The sequence below is a fragment of the Bacillus massiliglaciei genome, from assembly GCF_900098925.1.
GTDB lineage: Bacteria > Bacillota > Bacilli > Bacillales > DSM-1321 > Peribacillus > Peribacillus massiliglaciei.
This window is the reverse complement of sequence record NZ_LT622360.1, coordinates 460,694-480,036: the sequence shown is the minus strand read 5'-3', so window position 1 is coordinate 480,036 and position 19,343 is coordinate 460,694. Positions and strand designations below refer to the sequence as shown.

Here is a 19,343-nt window from a genome sequence, read left to right as displayed (position 1 = left end):
TCTTGCAGAACAAGTTTGGATTATAATAGGGATGTAAGATAATACCGCCTTTTTTGTAAGCGCTTAATTTATTTGCTAGGAGGGGAAAAATGCATACACAAGTAGGGATAATTGGAGCTGGTCCGGCAGGCTTAATGTTGGCACACCTTTTACACCTCCAAGGAATTGAATCAATTATCGTGGAAAAAAGATCACGAAATCAAATTGAGGGAACGATACGCGCAGGAGTTCTTGAACAAGGGACAGTGGATTTAATGATGGCTGCCGGAGTCGGAGAAAGATGTAAAAAGGAAGGACATGTTCACCAAGGTATTGAACTTAGATTTAATGGCGTTGGCCATCGTATCGATCTTCATGCCTTAACAGGCTGTAAGAATGTAACAGTATATCCACAGCATGAAGTAATCAAAGATCTTATTGAGACTAGATATAAAACAGGCAGACCCATCTATTTTAATGCAGACAATGTAAGTTTGCATCAACTGGAAACTACTGAACCAATTATTCGCTTTCAATCATCGGAAGATTCTTCCCCAACAGAAATCCATTGTGACTTTATTGCAGGTTGTGACGGTTTTCATGGGCCAAGCCGGCCATCCATCCCCCAAAATATCAGACAAGAATATGAAAAGGTCTTTCCCTTTTCTTGGCTCGGAATACTCGCAGCAGCACCGCCTTCTTCTCCAGAGCTTATTTATGCCAGTCATGAACAAGGCTTCGCACTAATTAGTACACGAACGGATCAGATTCAAAGAATGTACCTTCAAGTTGACCCGGAAGAACATATTTCTGAATGGCCGGATAAAAGGATTTGGAACGAACTGCAGAAGAGAGTCGAATCTAATGATGGCTGGAAATTGATTGAAGGGCCCATTCTCCAAAAAAATATTGTACAAATGCGAAGTTTTGTATGTGAACCTATGCATTATGGCCGTTTGTTTCTTGCTGGAGATTCAGCTCATATCGTTCCTCCCACTGGTGCAAAAGGAATGAATCTCGCCATTTCTGATATACATGTGCTCTCTAAAGCACTTACTGCTTATTACTATGAACAAGATGAAGATTTACTTAATCAATATACCGATATTTGCCTTAAGCGTGTTTGGAAAGCAGAGAGATTTTCCTCCTTTATGACATCACTTTTACATCGAGATCGGTCACATACACCATTTGAAAGAAAGATTCAATTGGCAGAACTAGATTATTTTACTTCTTCAGAAGCGGGGATCCAAAGCATCGCCGAAAATTACATTGGGCTTCCCATTCAATGGCCAAAAATCACAAAAGAAGCTGCATCAGAATATTAACTCATAAAAAAGGATGCCTGTATGAAATAGGCATCCTTTGCTATCGTATGAATTAGTTGTTATTTTGATTTTCTGAGTTACATTGATGGCAGCAGTGTGAATACAGAACAGTTACCTTCTCATCTTCAAAATGCTCAATGGTATCATTACAGCTTTGACAAATAATAGTCCCCATTTATTCCACTCCTTTTCCATATAATATGTTTGTTCCTCATAATGTAACCGCTTTATATAAATAATAATATAACACATTTATAAATTCAAGAAAAAAAGTATAGCATATTTATAAAAAAGCAGGAATCATGTGTTATCCATGATCCCTGTTTAAAAGACTATTTGATTACTTCCTTTTGTATCGAATGCAGCACACTATCCTCTTCTAAGGATACATCTTCCACTGTATCGAAGCTTGCATGCTTTTCCTGGATTAAAAGCAAAGCTAAAGCAGCGATTAGACTAGGAATTGCAAAAAACACAAAAGCTGTTTGTGAATCTATGCCAGTAGCTAATACCATGGCAAATAAGGTCGGGGCAAGAATGGCTCCGATTCTTCCTATTCCAAGAGCCCATCCCATTCCAGTTGCACGAACCTCACGCGGATAATATTCTGAAATATATGGATTTGCTAAATTCATTGTTCCTACAGTACAAGCTCCTCCTATTAAGATTAACAGATATAGAAGAATAACATTTGAAGTTAAACTTAATCCGGCAAAACAGAATATTCCAATTCCAAAGAGAATAACAAGTACACGCCGATGTCCAATTTTTTCTGCATAGTATCCGCCTATAACTGAGCCAAAGATTTGTCCAATACACAGTGTCATATTGAAAGACAGACTGGATGTTAACCCATATCCGGATTGCTGCATCATTTTAGGAAGCCAAGTATTCAGCCCATATACCATCAGCAAACAGCTAAAAACGGCGAGCCAGATGGCCAGGGTGCTGACAGTCCTTTTGTTTGTAAAAAGTTTTTTTACAGGGAAGCCTTTTGATGACTCTTTCATTTCTTCAATTTGATAATCATCGGTTTTACTGAAATTACCGTCAGGATCGACTTTTTTAAGTACATCAGTGATGTTATCAATTTGCCCTCTTGATAAGTAATAGGAAAGAGATTCAGGAAATTTCATCATGAAGAACGGTAAAGTTAAAAGCGGAAGGATGCCTATCCAGTATAATACTCTCCAATCCGTGGACGGAATAATATACATTCCTACTAATGACGCGACTACACCTCCCAAAGAATAACCGCAATACATGGTTGCTACAATAATTGCCCTATTTCTCTTAGGAGAATATTCAGTCATTAAAGAAATAACATTGGGCATCAGCCCTCCCATCCCTAATCCAGAGATAAAGCGCATTACTGTAAAGAATATAGGATTTGGTGCCAAGCCTGCTCCGAGTGTAAACAAACTAAATAAAATCATGCAAATGGCGAGTATATTCTTTCGGCCCAATTTATCAGCCAGCGGTCCAAATATCAATGCACCAAGCATCATTCCAATCAAGGAATAACTGCCCATTGCCCCAACCTGGATGGAGGTTAAACTCCATTCATCCATCATCCAAGGAAGTCCAACGCCAAACATAACGATTTCATAGCCATCGAAACCAATTGCATAGAAACACCAAAGGAAAATAAACAAATGAAAACGATTAAATTTACTGGCAGCCACAACTTCAAGCGCATTAATTTTTTTCAATTCTTTCCCTCCCAATTATAAAGTTATCGCGACATATTGTAAGCGCATACAATAACTTCTATATTTTTCTTGTGTCTCATCCCAGTTTACGTTTCACTTGTTTCTTCTACAATATCGTTATTCTCCTATATGGAATCATTATAAATTTTTGTGCTCTTTCGAAAACTTTTTAATAAGTTGTAAAGAACGTTATTTCGATCTCTCTTTCCAGGAAACAACGCCTGCTTTCATCTCCGATATAAAAGCCTTGAAGTTCCCTAATTTGTTTAATGATCAAATTTGGATAACAGAGACCTTTTAGTTGCACATTCAGCATTTCTGAAACAGTTAAAAAAAGTACAGCTATTAAGCTATAAAATGGCCGCGATTTTTGGAAATTCCAAAAAGCCCCGGCCATTCGGACATGAAGAAGTGCTTGTTGATAATTAAAGCAATCACGCCAGTGTTTTTGATGGTAATGGCGAATGTACAGGCTTAAATGTCATGACAACATTCCCGCTCCCGGATGATTGCCCATAACCATAGTATTTGCTTCTATATTGTCCTTTTAGAACTCCCAGCAGCATTGCAAGGTGACGGCCGCCGGCTTCTACTCCTGCATTTTTTGAATACTGAGGGAGCATCTCATACGCTTTGTTTAATTCGTTATTGTTTAAATATTCTATAAATTGTTTGTCCATTGCTTGCTCTGTAATGGTAGGCATCGCTTGAGGGTTTCGGACAAGGTTGTGCGCTAAGGCGCCTGAACTGATAAAGACCACCTTTTTCTCACTTTCTTGAAAAACTTCTCCTATTACCCTCCCCCACTTAAAGGTTTCTTCTAAATTCGCCGCCCAAGTTACAGAAAGATCAATAACTGGAATATCTTCGTTTGGAATGAGATATCGTAACGGTACAATCGTTCCATAATCCCAGTTATAAGTGGGATCGTTGACTTCCACTACTTGCAGACCGGCACTCTGCCCCGCAGCTATTAATTCACGTGCTAATTCCGTATCCCCTGGAAAATGATAATGGACATCTGATATCAATTCGGGACATTCAAAAGCAGTTAAAACACCTTTATGATCAGGAGTAGCTTCAACAAAATGATGAAAACTAGAAAGCCAGTGGCAAGATACGATGACAATTGCATCAGGTCTGATTTGTTCTATGACAGACCTTGTTTTGTGCATACCTTGAATAATTTCCTTTTGAAAATCCGGGGCTTTTTCTTCGTGGCACATTCGAGGTGTATGCGGTACTAGCATTCCTAACTCAATTGTCATTTCTTCTTCCTCCCTTTTATTTTGAACTTTCACCTGCCATTTGCCTTCATAGAAACTCCGCCTGCACCCCAATGGGTTTTAGGAATTTCAGTCACAATAACTCTTACATTTTCTTTAGGAGCATCTAATGTTTGAGAAATGACATCGGTTACATTTTTGATAACAGCCTCAATTTTTTCCTGAGGTCTGCCCTCAAGTATTTGAATATTTACAATTGGCATGATATCCCCCTATTCGGTTACCCTAAATGAAATATCTCCAAGTCCATCAAATTTGGCTGTTATATGATCTCCTTCTGAAAGCAGAACGGCACCTGTTACTCCGCCGGTAAGAATTATTTCTCCAGCTGAAACTTTCTTTCCTTTTCTGGAAAGCATATTGGCGAGCATTGCAACCGAATTTGCAGGGTGTCCCAAAACAGCCGCTCCGGCGCCAGAATCTTTTATTTCCCCATTAATGGATAACGTGACACCTACAAGTTCAAGTTCATGTCTTTCAGGCTTTGTTAATTGATTCCCAAAGATCACTCTTGATGAAGAGGCGTTGTCTGCAATTACATCCGGCAATGTAAACTGAAAATTTTCATAACGGCTGTCGATAATCTCCAGGGCTGGAATTACATACTCAGTGGCTGAAAGAACATCTTGAGCAGTAATACCCGGACCTTCAAGATCTTTTCCGATAATAAAAGCAATCTCGGCTTCCACTTTAGGATGGATAAGTTCTTTAAGAGAAATTGTTCCATCATCGCTAATATCCATATAATCAAATACATATCCGTATATGGGGTCTTCTACATTCATTTGTTTCATTTTTGCTTCACTGGTCAAACCCATTTTGGGACCAATAATTCGATGACCCTGTTTTAGTTTTATCGAAACTAGCTCCTCCTGTATTTGATAGGCTTTCTCAACTGTCAAATCCGGCAGATCCATCGTTATTCTCGTTACTTCTTTTTTGTCCATTTCCGCTGCCTGCAAAAATTCTGCAGTTTCTTTATATTTTGTTTCGATCAATTGAAACACTCTCCTTATCAAGGATATCACTGGATTGGTTATTTTGCTTCCACAGTCCGATTTGCCTTTTCTGCTATCTCTGCAGCAACATCTATAATCATATCTTCCTGTCCCCCTACTACATTGCGTTTTCCAAGCTCAACCAAAATATCTCTTGAATCTACATGATATTTCTTTGCTGTTCTCTGAGCATGGAGCAGAAAACTCGAATAGACCCCTGCATATCCTAACATTAAGCTGTCTTTTGTGATTTCCTGCGGTGCCTGTAAGATTGGAGCGATCACATTCTCGGATAAGTCAGTCATTTTATATAAATCGACTCCTGTTTTCATTCCAAGCCGGGCAAGAACCGCCACCAATACTTCAGTTTGGGTATTCCCTGCTCCAGCACCCAGGCAGCGGATACTTCCGTCAATTCGAGTGGCACCGCTTTCAATAGCAGCCAGAGAATTGGCCATTGCAAGTGATAAATTATTATGAGCATGAAATCCAATTTCAACCCCCAGGTTTTCTTTTAAGGCAGCAATTCTTTCTTTCACTTGATGAGGAAGAAGGGAACCTGCAGAATCGACCACATATACTACATCTGCACCATAACTCTCCATTAATTTTGCCTGCTCAATTAATTTGCTTACTGGAGCCATATGGGACATCATTAAAAAACCAACTGTTTCTAATCCTAAATCTTTAGCCATATTAATATGCTGGGCCGAAACATCCGCTTCTGTCACATGTGTCGCAATACGTGCCATCCTGACCCCCAACCCAGCCGCTCTCTTTAGATCTTTCACTGTTCCAATCCCAGGAAGAAGCAATACCGCTATCTTAGAATTAGTGCAGGCTGAAACAGCAGTTTCAATTAATTCCCATTCATCCGTTTTAGAGAGACCATATTGTAAAGATGAACCCGACAGACCATCTCCATGGGCCACTTCAATGTAAGGGACTCCCGCTTCGTCCAATCCTTTTGCAACAGCCTTAACTTGTTCAATTGTATATTGATGGGCAATCGCATGACTGCCGTCCCTCAAGGCAACCTCGGTTAACAAAACATCTCTCCCAGTTTCCATGTTTTCCCCTCCTATACTGTTTGTTTCGATAATTTTTCTTTAGCAAATACTTCTGCCACTTTTACCGCTGCTGCGGTCATAATATCCAGGTTACCGGAATATTTAGGCAGATAATCCCCAGCTCCTTCCACTTCAATAAATATCGAAATCCTCTTTCCGTCTATTACAGGGTCTGTTCTCAGCCTATATCCAGGAACATAACTCTGTACCTCTTTCACCATATTATAGATGGAAGTTAAAACCTCATCTTCTTTACCAACACTTTCCGCTGCTAAAATATGAACGGTATCTTTCATTAAAATCGGTGGCTCTGCAGGATTTAAAATAATAATCGCTTTTCCTTTTTGGGCACCGCCCACCGCTTCAATCCCTTTAGAAGTAGTTTCAGTGAATTCATCTATATTAGCCCGTGTCCCTGGCCCTGCACTTTTACTGGATATCGTAGCAACAATTTCAGCATATTCCACTGGCAGAACCCTATTGACGGCATGAACAATCGGTATCGTTGCCTGCCCGCCGCAGGTTATTAAATTTATATTGGTTTTGTTAATATGCTCTTCCAGATTTACTGAAGGGACAACAAGTTCTCCTACAGCTGCAGGTGTTAAGTCCAATACTAATTTCCCAGCATCTCTTAATAGCTTGGCATGCCGGACATGAGCTTTGGCAGAAGTTGCATCGAAAACAATATCTGCCCGGCTTGGTTCTTCCAAAAATCCTTCAATTCCATTAGAAACGATTTCATATCCCTTTTCCTTTGCCCGCAGCAAGCCGTCAGATTCAGGGTCTATTCCAATCATAGTTGTCAATTCGAGCTCATTTGAGCGTTCAATTTTCATCATTAAATCTGTACCGATATTTCCTGACCCTAAAATAGCCACCTTTACTTTGCTCACGTTCCCACGCCTCCTTTTTATAGATCAAACCTTACCGACACTTCTCCCAAATGTGCAAACCTTGCTGTAAATTCATCCCCGGCTGTTCCAGAAACAGCAGCAGATAAGGCACCGGACAATATCACTTCTCCCGCTTTCAGTCCTATCCCGAATCCTGAAAGTTTATTGGCCAGCCATGCAACACAAGCTGCCGGATTTCCTAAAGCAGCAGCACCGACTCCTGTATTGACCAGTTCGCCATTTTTATAAAAAGCCATTCCTATTTGCGAGATATCCAGTCCTGCTGGAATAGTCTTCTTTTCTCCGAGTACATACAGGCCGGAAGAAGCATTGTCTGCTATAGTGTCGGACAGTGTAATCTTCCACTCGGCTATTCTGCTGTCCACAATTTCGAGTGCAGGCACAATATAGTCAGTTGCAGTCATTACATCCAAAGCAGTTACGCCAGGTCCGTATAAATCGTTTTTTAAAACAAAAGCTATTTCAGCCTCTATTTTTGGCTGTATAACTTGTTTTTGTTTGATAACGCCCCCATTTTCAATGACCATACTATCTAGCAGATGGCCGTAGTCAGGCTGGCTGACACCAAGCATTTCCTGCATTGCAGCTGAAGTTAATCCAATTTTTTTACCAGTTATTGTTTGACCTGCAGAAGTCTTTTTTTGAATAGTAAGCAATTGAACCTGGTAGGCATCTTCAGGAGTAAGATCAGGGTGAAGCTCAGTCAAGGGGACCGTCCCTTGACCTTTGGCTTCTGCTTCTTGAAGATGCTCGGCCATTTTTTCAATTTGAATAGCAGCTGTTTCCATAGTCATCCTCCTTAAAGTTTTATGCAGATATTAGATAATTCACTGTAGAACTCAAAGCTATGGGCTCCGCCCTCTCTTCCGATCCCGCTTTGTTTCATTCCTCCAAATGGTGTCCTTAAATCACGAAGGAACCATGAATTAACCCAAATGATCCCGGCTTCAATTTCACCAGCAACCCTATGCGCCCGACGGAGATCGTTTGTCCAGATAGATGCACTTAAGCCATAATCCGTATCATTAGCCTGGGCAATTACCTCTTCCTCCTGATCAAATGGAATTACGGTAACTACCGGTCCAAAAATCTCTTCGCGGACAACCCTGCAAGACCTGTCAAGTCCAGTAATAATTGTGGGTTCCAGAAAATAACCTCCTTCCAGCCCTTCTGGTGTTTTGCCTCCTGTCAAAATAGTGCCGCCTTCTTCCACAGCCAAATCGATATAACTTTTAACCCGTTCAAAATGTTCCTCAGATACAAGTGAGCCTACATTTGTATTTGGATCAAATGGATCTCCTACAACCAGCTGCTCTGTTTTGGCTGCAAATTTTTGCAAGAATTCATCATAAACTGACCGTTCAACATAAATACGTGATCCGCACATACAAACCTGTCCTTGGTTGGCAAAACTCGACTTAATCGTCGTTTCAATTACTTCATCTAAATCTGCATCATCAAAAATAATGTTTGGATTTTTACCGCCTAATTCATAGGAAAGTTTTTTCAGTGTAGATGATGCCGCTTTCATAATTACCTTTCCTGTGGTCGTTTCTCCTGTAAAAGATATCGCATCTACATCTGTGTGCTCAGATAAAGCTGAACCAGCAGAGTCCGGTCCGAAACCGTGAACTATATTAACAACGCCATCCGGCACTCCAGCCTCCTTACAGATTTCTCCAAGGAGTGTAGCCGTCATTGGCGTCAGTTCAGCAGGCTTAATAACGGCTGTATTTCCTGCTGCCAAGCACGGGGCAAGCTTCCATGTTAATAGCAATAATGGTAAATTCCAAGGATTGATAAGACCAATTACTCCTACTGGCCTGCGGACTGCATAGTTAATGGCCAAATTATCTGTTTGATATGCCTCTGTTCCAATGCCTCTTAAATAATCAGCGAAGAAATGGAAATTAAAAGCAGAACGGGGAATATCCAATGAATTGGATAAAGAAAGCGGCTTACCTGTATCAAGTGATTCAAGACGGGCTAATTCCTCCTGCCTTTCCAAAATGATATCGCCAATCCTTCTGATTACTTTTATCCTCTCATCTGAGGTCATTCTCTTCCACGGTCCGTTCAGTGCCCTTCTTGCAGCACTGACAGCGAGATTTATCTCCGCTTTACCGCCCTCAGCGACTGTACCAAGAACTTCTTTTGTAGCTGGGTTAATATTATTAAAACTTTTCCCATTATCGGAAGGCAGGTACTGACCGTTTATAAAATGCTTGCAATCAAAAGCTTTAACTGTTTTTTCTAATACTGTTTGCGATGTCATAATAATTCCTCCTAGTCTGGGGATTTTTCTTTTCAAAAACATCGTAAAATATGAATCTCCCTTATACAACACCTCCGTTCCTTTATATGGAACACAAAAATAAAAATCTGAATTTTTTTAATTTTTCTTCTCTCTTATTTTTTTCCATGTTACACTTTTCGGTATACCATAAAAGAATGTTGTTCTTTTATAAGCGACAACATGAAAGGAGTGAATCTTTTATGAAAATCGAGTCCCAGGATGCTTATTTACTTTCTTCTGTCAAAAATGCTTTACGGGTCCTACAAAGCTTCTCCATTGATAATCCGGAGAAAAAGGTTACAGAACTGGCAAAAGATCTTAAGCTGGGGAAAAGTACTGTCAGCCGATTATTGGCAACGTTAGCTAGTGAAGGCTTCGTAACAAAAGATTCTGAAACCCAAAGGTACAGACTAGGGCTGTCGATCCTTAATTTAAATACCATCATCACCTCCCATTTAGAGGTGACAAGGGAATCAGCTCTTATATTAAAAGAGTTAGTAAACGAGATAAATGAAACCGCTCACATTGCAGTTTTAGAAGATGATAACATTGTTTACCTTAACCGTATTGACTGTAAACAGCCTGTTCAAATCTTATCCCATATCGGAAGGCGGAACCCTTTGCACTGTACAAGTTCTGGTAAGATCCTCTTAGCGCACCAGTCACAGGATTTCATAGATTCTTATATTGATAAAGGACTTGAGGCCTATACTCCAAAGACTGTTACCTCTCAAAAACCTTTCAAAGAATTTCTTCAATCGGTAAAAGAGCAAGGATACAGTGTAAGTAAAGAAGAACTCAGAGTTGGTGTCTGCTCTCTCGCTGCTCCGATTAAAGATTATACTGGCAAAGTTGTATACGCACTCAGTGTAGTAGGACCTGTACATAGAATGAACCCTTCAAACGAATATCTAATACGTAAAGTGAAAAAAACTGCGTTGGAAATATCAGAATCCTTGGGATACTGGAAACGATAATAAAGGAGAGAGATTATGATTGACTTTCATACACATTTTATACCTGAAGAAGTTATGGAATGGCTCGAACAAAATAAAAAAAATGTAGATGCTGTAAGGGAATCAAAGCCTGACCGCGATACTGAATTTCTCCTTATCAACCAGAAATGGAGCTTCGAACTGAAAGATTCATTTCTAAATATCGGTCTTTATTTAGAAGAACAAGAACAGGCAAAAGTAACAAAATCCCTTCTTTCCCCTATTCCGCAGCTCTTTCTTTATGGATCAGAAATAAGTATTACATCAGAATTAGCTTCTTTATATAACATGAGTTTAGCCAGGTTAATTAAAACCTACCCTGATAGATTAATGGCTTTAGGAACAGTTCCGTTGAATGATTCTATTCAAGCTGCAGAAGAACTTGTGCGATGTATGAAGTTAGGGCTGAAAGGCGTAATAATTGGGCCAGGAACAGTTTCAAATATGCTTACTGACGATGTTTTCATACCTTTGTGGGAAGAGGCAAATAACCAAGGGGCCATTATATTTATTCATCCTCTGCTGGCAGAGGATTCACGCCTAAAAAGGAGGATGCTCCCGAATCTGATTGGTGTTCCGTGGGAAACGACAATCTGCGCCGCAGATATATTATTAAGCGGCCTTTTAGACCGCTTTCCGCATGTTAAAATTCTGCTTGCACATGGAGGCGGTTTCTTGCCCTATCAAATTGGCAGACTGAATAAAGGTTTTCAAAGCTGGTCAAATATATCAGTATCTCTAAATGAGCATCCATCCTATTACCTTAGGAAATTCTGGTACGATAATGTACTTTGGAACGAAAATGCTTTACGATATCTCACTGAATCTGTAGGAAAAGATAGAATTGTGGCAGGTTCTGATTATCCTTTTGATTTAAGTGCCTGGCCGCCTTCTTCTTATAATAAAGCAGCGGCTGAAAGTTTGCTGAATCTCTAAAAGAAATGAAAAAACGGTTTCCGCAGGAGTAGTGCGAAACCGTTTTTTACTATGATCACAATTAGCCGCTGAGCAAAACAGATTTAGTGAATAACCTTCCCCTCATCGACTACAATTTTTCCTTCCTTAATAACAGTCCCAGTATGATTCATGCCATAATAATAATGCAGTTTAATTAACCGATCGACCCGATGGATGACAAGGTCAGCCTTTTTTCCTTTTTCGATACTTCCAATTTCTTTTCCTCTGTTTATCGCATGTGCGGCATTGATAGTTGCTGCCGCCGAGGCTTCCATCGCAGTCATGTTCATTTTCATGCAGGCAAGATTCATGATAAAAGAGAGAGAAACCGTAGGGGAGGATCCCGGATTAAAATCAGTAGCCAAAGCTACAGGCACCCCTAAATAAAGCATTTTGCGGGCATTGGCAAAGTCTTTCTTTAAGAAATAGGCAGTGTCGGGGAGCAAAACAGCAACAACTCCTGCTTCTGCCATCCTTTTCATTCCTTCTTCAGAAGCTTTAAGCAGATGGTCTGCTGATATGGCTCCAACTTCAGCAGCCAGTTCAGCCCCCTGGCAGGACTCGATTTCATCTGCATGAATTTTTGCGGAAAGCCCCCATTTCTTCCCTGCTGTCAGTATCCGCTGTGCCTGCTCTGGCGTGAATACGCCTTTTTCACAAAATACGTCATTAAATTCAGCAAGTTTCTCCTTTGAGACTATAGGAATCATTTCATTTATAATGAGATCTACATAGAGATCAGGGATTTGTTTATAGTGTTCAGGAATCGCATGAGCTCCCATGAACGTGGAAACAATATCGATACAGTGATCTTCATTGAGGCGCCTGACTGTTTCTAGTTGTTTTTTTTCCGTTTCCCAGTCAAGGCCATAACCGCTTTTTGCCTCAATCGTCGTCACTCCCTGAAGCAAAAATTCATTCAGCCGGCTGTACCCCAGACTGAATAATTCTTCCGGAGACGCTTCTTTCACCATTTTGGCTGTTTGGTAAATTCCTCCTCCTTTTTTCATAATTTCCATATAGGTATCACCCTTCAGCCGTTGTTCAAATTCTGTTTTCTGCTACCTCTGCATCCAGATTATTTAAAAGCATACGGATAGCGGCTTCCTGCACCCATCCCTTCGCATGGAGTTTTTCTCCTTTATATTCAGGCATTTTTCTCATCTTTCTGTTATCCTCCTTTATAAAGGCATGAATTTTTCTGCTGAACAGGAATCCACCCAACTGACACATGTATCTATATCCCAAGAGAAACTTCGGTCTTTTGTAATACTGGGAATGATGGTACGTAACTCTTTGTATATGGAATGCGTTTTATTTGAAAGACCAAGAACTCCTCGGTATTCTGCCGCCTGCAATGCAACGATGAGCTCTATGGCGAGAACCTTTTTTACATTTTGAATAATTTGATAAGCATGCCTGGCTGCAATGGTCCCCATGCTTACATGATCTTCCTGATTAGCTGAAGAAGGAATGGAATCAACACTTGCTGGATGAGCCAATGTTTTATTTTCTGAGACAAGTGAAGCTGCACAGTACTGCAGTATCATCACGCCCGACTGAAGTCCAGGTTCAGGGCTTAAGAAAGGAGGCAGGTCGCTCAATTGCGGATTAACCATCCGCTCGATTCTTCGCTCTGAAATATTTGCGAGTTCAGCTGCACCTATTTTCAGAAAATCCATAGCAAAGGCAATGGGCTGACCATGAAAGTTCCCTCCTGAGATAACAGTCTTTCCTTCATCAAAAATGAGCGGATTATCGGTTGCCGCGTTAAACTCCGTTTCCAATTTGTCTTTTACATAATTGAAAACCTGCCAGGAGGCTCCAAGTACTTGCGGAATACATCTGAGTGAATAAGCATCCTGCACTCTCAAATCTCCCTGTCTCGTTGTGAGCCTGCTTCCCTCAAGCCAGCTTCTCATTCTGAGAGCTACCTCCAGCTGTTCCTTATACCCTCTGGCAAGATGAATTTGTTCATTAAAAGCATCCGTAATTCCCTGCAGACCTTGAATGCTCAGGGCTGCTGCCATTTCTGCCAAATACCCAAGTTTTTCTGCTTCAAGGTAAGCCACTGCCCCTATAGCTGTCATAGCTTGAGTTCCATTTATCAACGCAAGGCCTTCTTTCGCTTCCAGCTCTATTGGAAGTATCCCCTCTGCCAAAAAGGCGGTCTTAGTTTCCATCCTTTGATGTTTGTAAAAAACTTCTCCTCGGCCGATAAGAACGAGAGCTAAATGCGAAAGGGGAGCAAGGTCTCCGCTGGCGCCAAGAGACCCTTGTTCTGGAATAACAGGATGAACCTCATGATTAAGAAGCGTAATCAGCTGTTCAATTACTTCCGGTCTGACACCGGAACAACCCTTGAGAAGTGCATTTGCCCGCAGCAGAAGCATTGCTCTTGAAACCTGTTCCGGCAAAGGCCCACCGGTCCCGCACGCATGAGAAGCAACCAAATTATATTGAAGCTCCTTGACATATTCAGACTCAATCCAAACATCACTGAACTTCCCAAAGCCTGTGGTAATGCCGTAAACAATCTTTTTTTCCGTTACAATGTTCTCTACTGCTCTTCTGCTTTGCATAACGCCTATTAATGAATCCTTTGAGGCTGAAACTGCTGCCTTTTGATACAGAACCAGTTTCAGCTCAGAAAGTGTCAAGTCACTCCCCTTCAAAATAACCATATCCCCTCACCCCTCTAACATAATAAAGGGACTGCACCGTTTTTAAATAAACAGCCGCAGTCCCTTTTTTCTTGTATCTTACAAAAAAGAAATAAGATGTATACAAAAGCCTCTCCACCTTTTTCACTTCAACTAAATAGACTTCTATTATAAAGAGTTATGCTGTATTTATTAAAATCATTCTGGCAAGTGTTCTTGATAAGAAGAAGCATTGACAGAAGAAAGATCCATTCAATAAAAAAGAAAGAAAACAGCCAGAAGCATATGATCCTTTGCTTCGGACTGTTTTCTTTAAGGCGTCTTAATAAGTGAAGGATCCACTATCGTATATCCTTTTTTTTGCAATTGTTTTACAATATCAGCAATTGCTTCACTTGTCCATTTTCTGTCATGCATTAATAAGTTGGCACCATTCGTCAAATAAGGATTGTCTGTCATTATTTTTGTCAGAGCTTCTTTATTCTGATATTGCTTTTCCCAATCATACCCATATGTCCAGTTCATGATGAGCATCTTTTCATCTTTAGCCGTTTTCTTGGAGAAGTCCGTATTGCCTCCAAATGGAGCGCGAAAGAATTTAGGACGTTCGCCGATTAATTCTTCCACTTGATCATTCAGCTGAACGATTTCCTTTTTTTGTTCCTCTTCAGACAGTTCTTTCAAGTTCACATGGTTATATGTATGATTGCCGATTGGAAAACCTAATTGGTGAATTTCTTTTAGCATTTCCTGATTTTTTTTAGTTTCAAGAAAGTGACCGTTAACAAAGAATATTGCCTTAACATGTAACTCTTTTAAAGTTTTGGCAATTTGTACAGCATATTTATCAGGGGCATCATCAAATGTCAGCAGGATTACTTTTGGATTGGCATCTGCAATAGGTTCAACTGACCAATTGTTCTCATTTATCCGGTATTTGGGTTCTTCCTCAAGCTGCTTCTCTGCCGTTTTGTCTTTCTCTGTATGACTTTCTTCCTTTACTGCCTTTTCATGTTCAGTACTCGTTTTTTCTGCAGCACAGCCTGCCAATAACAGGCCAATGCATATTAACAAGAAATATATATACTTCACCCTTCCACCTCCTGTTTTGAATCTTTTGGATTACTTTTAATACTGAGCTTTTTTAGACTATCTTATTTCCTATATCCCTTATGATGCTGTTAAAAACCTAAATATATCCAAGTGAAAATTCCACAAGAAAAAAAGCACATTATCCTTGAGATAATGTGCTTTTTTGGGTATGCTGAATTATTTAATAATGTGAATAGGTGTTCCAAGAGCCACTTCTGCAGCTTCCATTGTAATTTCACCTAAAGAAGGATGCGCGTGAATTGTCATAGCAATATCTTCCGCAGTCATACCTGCTTCAATCGCAAGACCAAGTTCAGCGATCATGTCTGAAGCATTAGGTCCGGCAATTTGTGCACCGATAACTAAGCCGTCTTCTTTACGTGTGATCAGTTTCATAAAACCGTCAGCATTATTCAATGAAAGGGCACGTCCATTCGCTGCAAATGGAAACTTAGATGCTTTAATATCCAGACCTTCGTCTTTTGCTGATTTCTCAGTATATCCTACCGTCGCTAACTCAGGTTCAGAGAACACAACCGCTGGAATTCCCAGATAATCAATCTCAGATGGATGTCCGGCAATGGCTTCTGCAGCAATTTTAGCTTCATAAGACGCCTTGTGTGCCAATTGAGGACCAGCGACGATATCGCCAATAGCATAAATGTTTTTGATATTTGTACGGCATTGTGCGTCAATCTCCACTAAACCGCGTTCAGTCATTTTAATGCCGACTTGCTCTAGTCCGATTTCAGCTGTGTTCGGACGGCGGCCAACCGTTACAAGAACGTAATCCGCTTCAACTTTTTCTTCTTTTCCATTTGCTTCATATGTTACAACAACACCATTTTCTGTTTCTTCCACACCTTTAGCCTTGGCTTTTGTAATGATCTCTGCACCTTTAGCTTTTAGGTTTTTCTTAACAAGGCTGGTCATTTGTTTCTCATATCCGCCGGAAAGAATATCATCCAATCCTTCAAGGATTGTTAATTTTGTACCCATGTTTGCATAAGCGCCGCCTAGTTCAACACCGATAACTCCGCCGCCGATTACAACCATGGAAGAAGGAACTTCCTCAAGAGAAAGCGCTCCAGTTGAATTGATGACACGCTTTGAATATTTAAAAGTAGGCAATTCAATCGGTGATGATCCAGTTGCAATAATAGCATTTTTGAACGTATATGTTTGAGAAGAAGTTTCTGTCATAACACGTACATTGTTCTCATCCACGAAATACGCTTCACCTGAAACAACTTCTACTTTGTTTCCTTTTAAAAGACCGCTCACACCGCCTGTCAGTTTTTTCACGACAGATGATTTGAACTCCTGTACTTTAGAAAAATCAAGTTTCACATTTTCAGCAGTAATCCCCATGTCATCAGAGTGCTGTGCCTCATGAAAACGATGACCTGCAGTAATTAGGGCTTTTGAAGGAATACATCCAACATTTAAGCAAACTCCGCCAACCGAACCTTTTTCCACAACTGTTACTTTTTGTCCAAGCTGTGCAGCGCGAATCGCAGCTACATATCCCCCTGGGCCGGAACCAATTACTAAAGTATCTGTTTCAATCGGAAAATCCCCTACTACCATTTTTTACGCCTCCATTAACAATAATTCTGGGTCGTTCAGTAACCTTTTGATGTGATTTAATGCATGCTGTCCTGTAGCTCCGTCTATTACACGGTGATCAAAGCTTAAAGAAAGAGCTAGTACTGGAGCAGCTACGATTTCTCCGTTACGGACAATCGCTTTTTCAGCAATACGGCCTATTCCTAAGATTGCGACCTCAGGATGGTTAATGACAGGTGTAAACCATTGTCCACCAGCAGAACCAATGTTGGTTATGGTACATGAAGCCCCCTTCATTTCATCAGGTGACAATTTCCCGTCTCTGGCCTTAGTCGCCAATTCATTAATCTCATTAGAAATAGCAAAGGTTGATTTTCGATCGGCATCCTTCACGACAGGAACAAGCAAGCCTTTTTCAGTGTCCGCTGCTATACCGATATTGTAATAGTGTTTATGAATAAGTTCTCCTGCTTCATCGTCCAGAGATGTATTTAGCATTGGGTATTCGCGCAGCGCACTTGTTAACGCCTTTACGACATATGGAAGGAATGTCAGCTTAATGCCCTTCTCTGCCGCTATTTCTTTAAATTTCTTTCTATGAGCAACAAGCTGTGTTACATCCACTTCATCCATCAATGTAACATGCGGAGCCGTCTGCTTAGATTTGACCATTGCTTTAGCAATCGCTTTTCTAATGCCGCTGACTTTCTCGCGTGTTTCAGGATACTGACCTTGCGGGATAGCTGTCTGCTGCTTCTGATCAGCAGTATTTTGCTGTTCGGCAGAAGCTGTTTGTTCAGTTTGTTCAGTTTCTTGAGATTCTGCAGTTCCATTCATGAACGCTTCAATATCGCTCTTCATGATTCTGCCATTATCTCCAGAACCTATTACCTGTTTGATGTCTACGCCTTGTTCCCGGGCAAATTTCCTGACTGACGGCATCGCAATGATGCGGCGGTTAGGATCTGCGTCCGTTTTCGGCTGGGTTCCGGCTCCTGTTGCACCTGCTTGTTCTTGTTTCGGAGCTTCTTCCTTTTTCACATTCTGTCCCGCTTCAGCAGTGGATTGAACTTGTGCTTCCGTTTTCTCCTCGCCCTTTGTATCCGCTTCCTCGCCATGGTCACCCTTAAATGAAAGGTTTTCATAACCAGGTGCATCTAACACAATTAGGACATCTCCGACTACAGCTACCGTACCTTCTTCAACAAGGACCTCTTCTACCGTTCCTTCAACCGGGGAAGGAATTTCGACAACCGCCTTGTCATTTTGCACTTCGCAAAGTACGTCATCTTCCTGAACTTTATCTCCTGGTTTAACAAACCATTTTACTATTTCGCCTTCGCGTATACCCTCACCGATATCAGGGAGTCTAAATTGGAATGCCACTGAATTCAACCTCCTATATTAAATCATACTTAACGGCTTGAATAAAGTCATTTATCTAGAATTTTCTATCAATTGGTCAATTGTTTTAATGACTTTCAGCCTGTCTGAAAAAGATAATCAGAATTTCAATACTTTCAATGCTGTTTCAATAATATCCTTGTAATTAGGAAGCCAAACCTGCTCTGCTTGAGAGAAAGGATAGACTGTATCTGCTGCCGCCACCCTAAGAACAGGAGCATCCAGACTTAAAATCGCGCGTTCGTTAATTTCAGCAATCACATTTGCAGCAATTCCGGCTTGTTTCTGTGCTTCTTGAACAACCATTGCTCTGCCTGTCTTTTCAACAGAAGCGATGATCGTCTCAATATCGAGCGGCTGAATGGTGCGTAAATCGATGACTTCTGCAGAATAGCCTTGTTTCTCTAATTCATCCGCTGCTTTTAATGATTCATGTACCATTGCTCCATACGTGATAATAGACAGGTCTTTGCCTTCACGCTTCACATCCGCCTTTCCAAGAGGGATCGTATATGCTTCTTCAGGCACCTCTTCACGGAAAGCACGATATAGTTTTAAATGCTCAAGGAAGATAACCGGATCATTGTCACGGATAGATGAAATAAGCAATCCTTTTGCATCATATGGTGTAGAAGGAACGACGACTTTCAATCCAGGTGATTGTGTCATCAAACCTTCCAAGCTGTCAGAGTGCATTTCCGGCGTATGTACGCCGCCTCCGAATGGCGAACGAACCGTAACGGGCATATTATACGTTCCGCCAGAACGGTAGCGCATTCTCGCCATTTGACCTGCAATTGAGTCCATTACTTCAAAAACAAAACCAAAGAACTGGATTTCCGGAACCGGCCTGAATCCCTGAAGTGACAATCCGATTGCAAGACCGCCAATACCGGACTCTGCTAAAGGCGTATCAAACACTCTGTCCTCGCCGAATTCTTTATGAAGTCCTTCTGTGGCACGGAAAACCCCGCCGTTTACACCAACGTCTTCCCCAAAAACTAATACATTCTCGTCATTTTTTAATTCTGTACGCAATGCATCCGTGATTGCTTGTATCATTGTCATTTGAGCCAT

Annotated in this window: 17 protein-coding genes and 2 pseudogenes; 3 read left to right on the top strand and 16 right to left on the bottom strand. The window is 40.9% G+C overall.

The window, feature by feature from the left end:
* The first annotated feature begins 89 nt into the window (after window positions 1-89).
* Window positions 90-1,307, top strand: a complete 1,218-nt coding sequence (locus tag BQ4305_RS18885) for a 4-hydroxybenzoate 3-monooxygenase (protein ID WP_110929277.1) — start codon at window positions 90-92, stop codon at window positions 1,305-1,307.
* Window positions 1,308-1,359: 52 nt separating this feature from the next.
* Here BQ4305_RS18885 and BQ4305_RS18880 read toward each other — a convergent pair whose 3' ends face one another.
* From BQ4305_RS18880 to BQ4305_RS18840, 9 genes are all read right to left on the bottom strand, one after another.
* On the bottom strand, window positions 1,360-1,482 hold the full coding sequence (locus tag BQ4305_RS18880) for a GapA-binding peptide SR1P (protein ID WP_110929276.1): 123 nt from the start codon (window positions 1,480-1,482) through the stop codon (window positions 1,360-1,362).
* A 157-nt stretch (window positions 1,483-1,639) separates the two neighbouring features.
* Complete coding sequence (locus BQ4305_RS18875) at window positions 1,640-3,019, bottom strand: MFS transporter (RefSeq protein WP_110929275.1); 1,380 nt, start codon at window positions 3,017-3,019, stop codon at window positions 1,640-1,642.
* Between the two features lie 434 nt (window positions 3,020-3,453).
* Window positions 3,454-4,287, bottom strand: coding sequence for a DODA-type extradiol aromatic ring-opening family dioxygenase (locus BQ4305_RS18870; protein WP_110929695.1), 834 nt, complete (start codon window positions 4,285-4,287; stop codon window positions 3,454-3,456).
* 29 nt (window positions 4,288-4,316) lie between these two features.
* Window positions 4,317-4,508 carry a 4-oxalocrotonate tautomerase gene (locus BQ4305_RS18865; protein WP_110929274.1) on the bottom strand — a complete coding sequence of 64 codons (192 nt, stop codon included), beginning with the start codon at window positions 4,506-4,508 and terminating at the stop codon, window positions 4,317-4,319.
* A 9-nt stretch (window positions 4,509-4,517) separates the two neighbouring features.
* Window positions 4,518-5,252 (bottom strand): 2-keto-4-pentenoate hydratase, encoded by a 735-nt coding sequence (locus BQ4305_RS18860; RefSeq protein WP_110929694.1) that lies wholly within the window; start codon window positions 5,250-5,252, stop codon window positions 4,518-4,520.
* A gap of 89 nt (window positions 5,253-5,341) precedes the next feature.
* The gene (dmpG, locus tag BQ4305_RS18855; protein ID WP_110929273.1) at window positions 5,342-6,373 is read right to left on the bottom strand and encodes a 4-hydroxy-2-oxovalerate aldolase; all 1,032 of its coding nucleotides are present in this window, start codon (window positions 6,371-6,373) and stop codon (window positions 5,342-5,344) included.
* Window positions 6,374-6,384: 11 nt separating this feature from the next.
* Window positions 6,385-7,269 carry an acetaldehyde dehydrogenase (acetylating) gene (locus tag BQ4305_RS18850; RefSeq protein ID WP_110929272.1) on the bottom strand — a complete coding sequence of 295 codons (885 nt, stop codon included), beginning with the start codon at window positions 7,267-7,269 and terminating at the stop codon, window positions 6,385-6,387.
* 17 nt (window positions 7,270-7,286) lie between these two features.
* Window positions 7,287-8,078 (bottom strand): 2-keto-4-pentenoate hydratase, encoded by a 792-nt coding sequence (locus BQ4305_RS18845; protein ID WP_110929271.1) that lies wholly within the window; start codon window positions 8,076-8,078, stop codon window positions 7,287-7,289.
* 11 nt (window positions 8,079-8,089) lie between these two features.
* Window positions 8,090-9,565 carry an aldehyde dehydrogenase gene (locus BQ4305_RS18840; protein WP_110929270.1) on the bottom strand — a complete coding sequence of 492 codons (1,476 nt, stop codon included), beginning with the start codon at window positions 9,563-9,565 and terminating at the stop codon, window positions 8,090-8,092.
* A gap of 221 nt (window positions 9,566-9,786) precedes the next feature.
* On the opposite strand from BQ4305_RS18840, the gene BQ4305_RS18835 reads away from it, so the two are divergent.
* Window positions 9,787-10,563: an IclR family transcriptional regulator gene (locus tag BQ4305_RS18835; RefSeq protein WP_110929269.1), complete on the top strand. Its 777-nt coding sequence runs from the start codon at window positions 9,787-9,789 to the stop codon at window positions 10,561-10,563.
* 15 nt (window positions 10,564-10,578) lie between these two features.
* Window positions 10,579-11,517: an amidohydrolase family protein gene (locus BQ4305_RS18830; RefSeq protein ID WP_110929268.1), complete on the top strand. Its 939-nt coding sequence runs from the start codon at window positions 10,579-10,581 to the stop codon at window positions 11,515-11,517.
* Between the two features lie 83 nt (window positions 11,518-11,600).
* Here the strand turns inward: BQ4305_RS18830 and hutI are convergent.
* From hutI to BQ4305_RS18795, 7 genes and pseudogenes are all read right to left on the bottom strand, one after another.
* Window positions 11,601-12,599 (bottom strand): annotated as a pseudogene (gene hutI, locus BQ4305_RS18825) (imidazolonepropionase); the annotation flags it as partial.
* Window positions 12,595-12,702: pseudogene (locus BQ4305_RS18820) on the bottom strand (hypothetical protein); the annotation flags it as partial. The pseudogenes hutI and BQ4305_RS18820, both read right to left, overlap by 5 nt.
* A gap of 17 nt (window positions 12,703-12,719) precedes the next feature.
* On the bottom strand, window positions 12,720-14,222 hold the full coding sequence (gene hutH, locus BQ4305_RS18815) for a histidine ammonia-lyase (RefSeq protein ID WP_110929266.1): 1,503 nt from the start codon (window positions 14,220-14,222) through the stop codon (window positions 12,720-12,722).
* 291 nt (window positions 14,223-14,513) lie between these two features.
* Entirely contained in the window at window positions 14,514-15,293 is a 780-nt protein-coding gene (locus BQ4305_RS18810; RefSeq protein WP_110929265.1) for a polysaccharide deacetylase family protein, read from the bottom strand.
* A gap of 177 nt (window positions 15,294-15,470) precedes the next feature.
* Entirely contained in the window at window positions 15,471-16,883 is a 1,413-nt protein-coding gene (gene lpdA / locus BQ4305_RS18805; RefSeq protein WP_110929264.1) for a dihydrolipoyl dehydrogenase, read from the bottom strand.
* A gap of 3 nt (window positions 16,884-16,886) precedes the next feature.
* The gene (locus BQ4305_RS18800) at window positions 16,887-18,248 is read right to left on the bottom strand and encodes a dihydrolipoamide acetyltransferase family protein (protein WP_110929263.1); all 1,362 of its coding nucleotides are present in this window, start codon (window positions 18,246-18,248) and stop codon (window positions 16,887-16,889) included.
* Between the two features lie 117 nt (window positions 18,249-18,365).
* Window positions 18,366-19,343 (bottom strand): alpha-ketoacid dehydrogenase subunit beta, encoded by a 978-nt coding sequence (locus tag BQ4305_RS18795; RefSeq protein WP_110929262.1) that lies wholly within the window; start codon window positions 19,341-19,343, stop codon window positions 18,366-18,368.

What these genes read in the sequence shown, in the direction of transcription:
- BQ4305_RS18835 (WP_110929269.1), top strand. Translation starts at nt 9,787, where the DNA reads ATGAAAATCGAGTCCCAGGATGCTTATTTACTTTCTTCTGTCAAAAAT.
- BQ4305_RS18865 (WP_110929274.1), bottom strand. Translation starts at nt 4,508, where the DNA reads ATGCCAATTGTAAATATTCAAATACTTGAGGGCAGACCTCAGGAAAAA.
- hutH (WP_110929266.1), bottom strand. Translation starts at nt 14,222, where the DNA reads ATGGTTATTTTGAAGGGGAGTGACTTGACACTTTCTGAGCTGAAACTG.
- BQ4305_RS18830 (WP_110929268.1), top strand. Translation starts at nt 10,579, where the DNA reads ATGATTGACTTTCATACACATTTTATACCTGAAGAAGTTATGGAATGG.
- BQ4305_RS18885 (WP_110929277.1), top strand. Translation starts at nt 90, where the DNA reads ATGCATACACAAGTAGGGATAATTGGAGCTGGTCCGGCAGGCTTAATG.
- BQ4305_RS18795 (WP_110929262.1), bottom strand. Translation starts at nt 19,343, where the DNA reads ATGGCTCAAATGACAATGATACAAGCAATCACGGATGCATTGCGTACA.
- BQ4305_RS18870 (WP_110929695.1), bottom strand. Translation starts at nt 4,287, where the DNA reads ATGACAATTGAGTTAGGAATGCTAGTACCGCATACACCTCGAATGTGC.
- lpdA (WP_110929264.1), bottom strand. Translation starts at nt 16,883, where the DNA reads ATGGTAGTAGGGGATTTTCCGATTGAAACAGATACTTTAGTAATTGGT.
- BQ4305_RS18860 (WP_110929694.1), bottom strand. Translation starts at nt 5,252, where the DNA reads ATGGACAAAAAAGAAGTAACGAGAATAACGATGGATCTGCCGGATTTG.
- BQ4305_RS18845 (WP_110929271.1), bottom strand. Translation starts at nt 8,078, where the DNA reads ATGGAAACAGCTGCTATTCAAATTGAAAAAATGGCCGAGCATCTTCAA.
- dmpG (WP_110929273.1), bottom strand. Translation starts at nt 6,373, where the DNA reads ATGGAAACTGGGAGAGATGTTTTGTTAACCGAGGTTGCCTTGAGGGAC.
- BQ4305_RS18840 (WP_110929270.1), bottom strand. Translation starts at nt 9,565, where the DNA reads ATGACATCGCAAACAGTATTAGAAAAAACAGTTAAAGCTTTTGATTGC.
- BQ4305_RS18880 (WP_110929276.1), bottom strand. Translation starts at nt 1,482, where the DNA reads ATGGGGACTATTATTTGTCAAAGCTGTAATGATACCATTGAGCATTTT.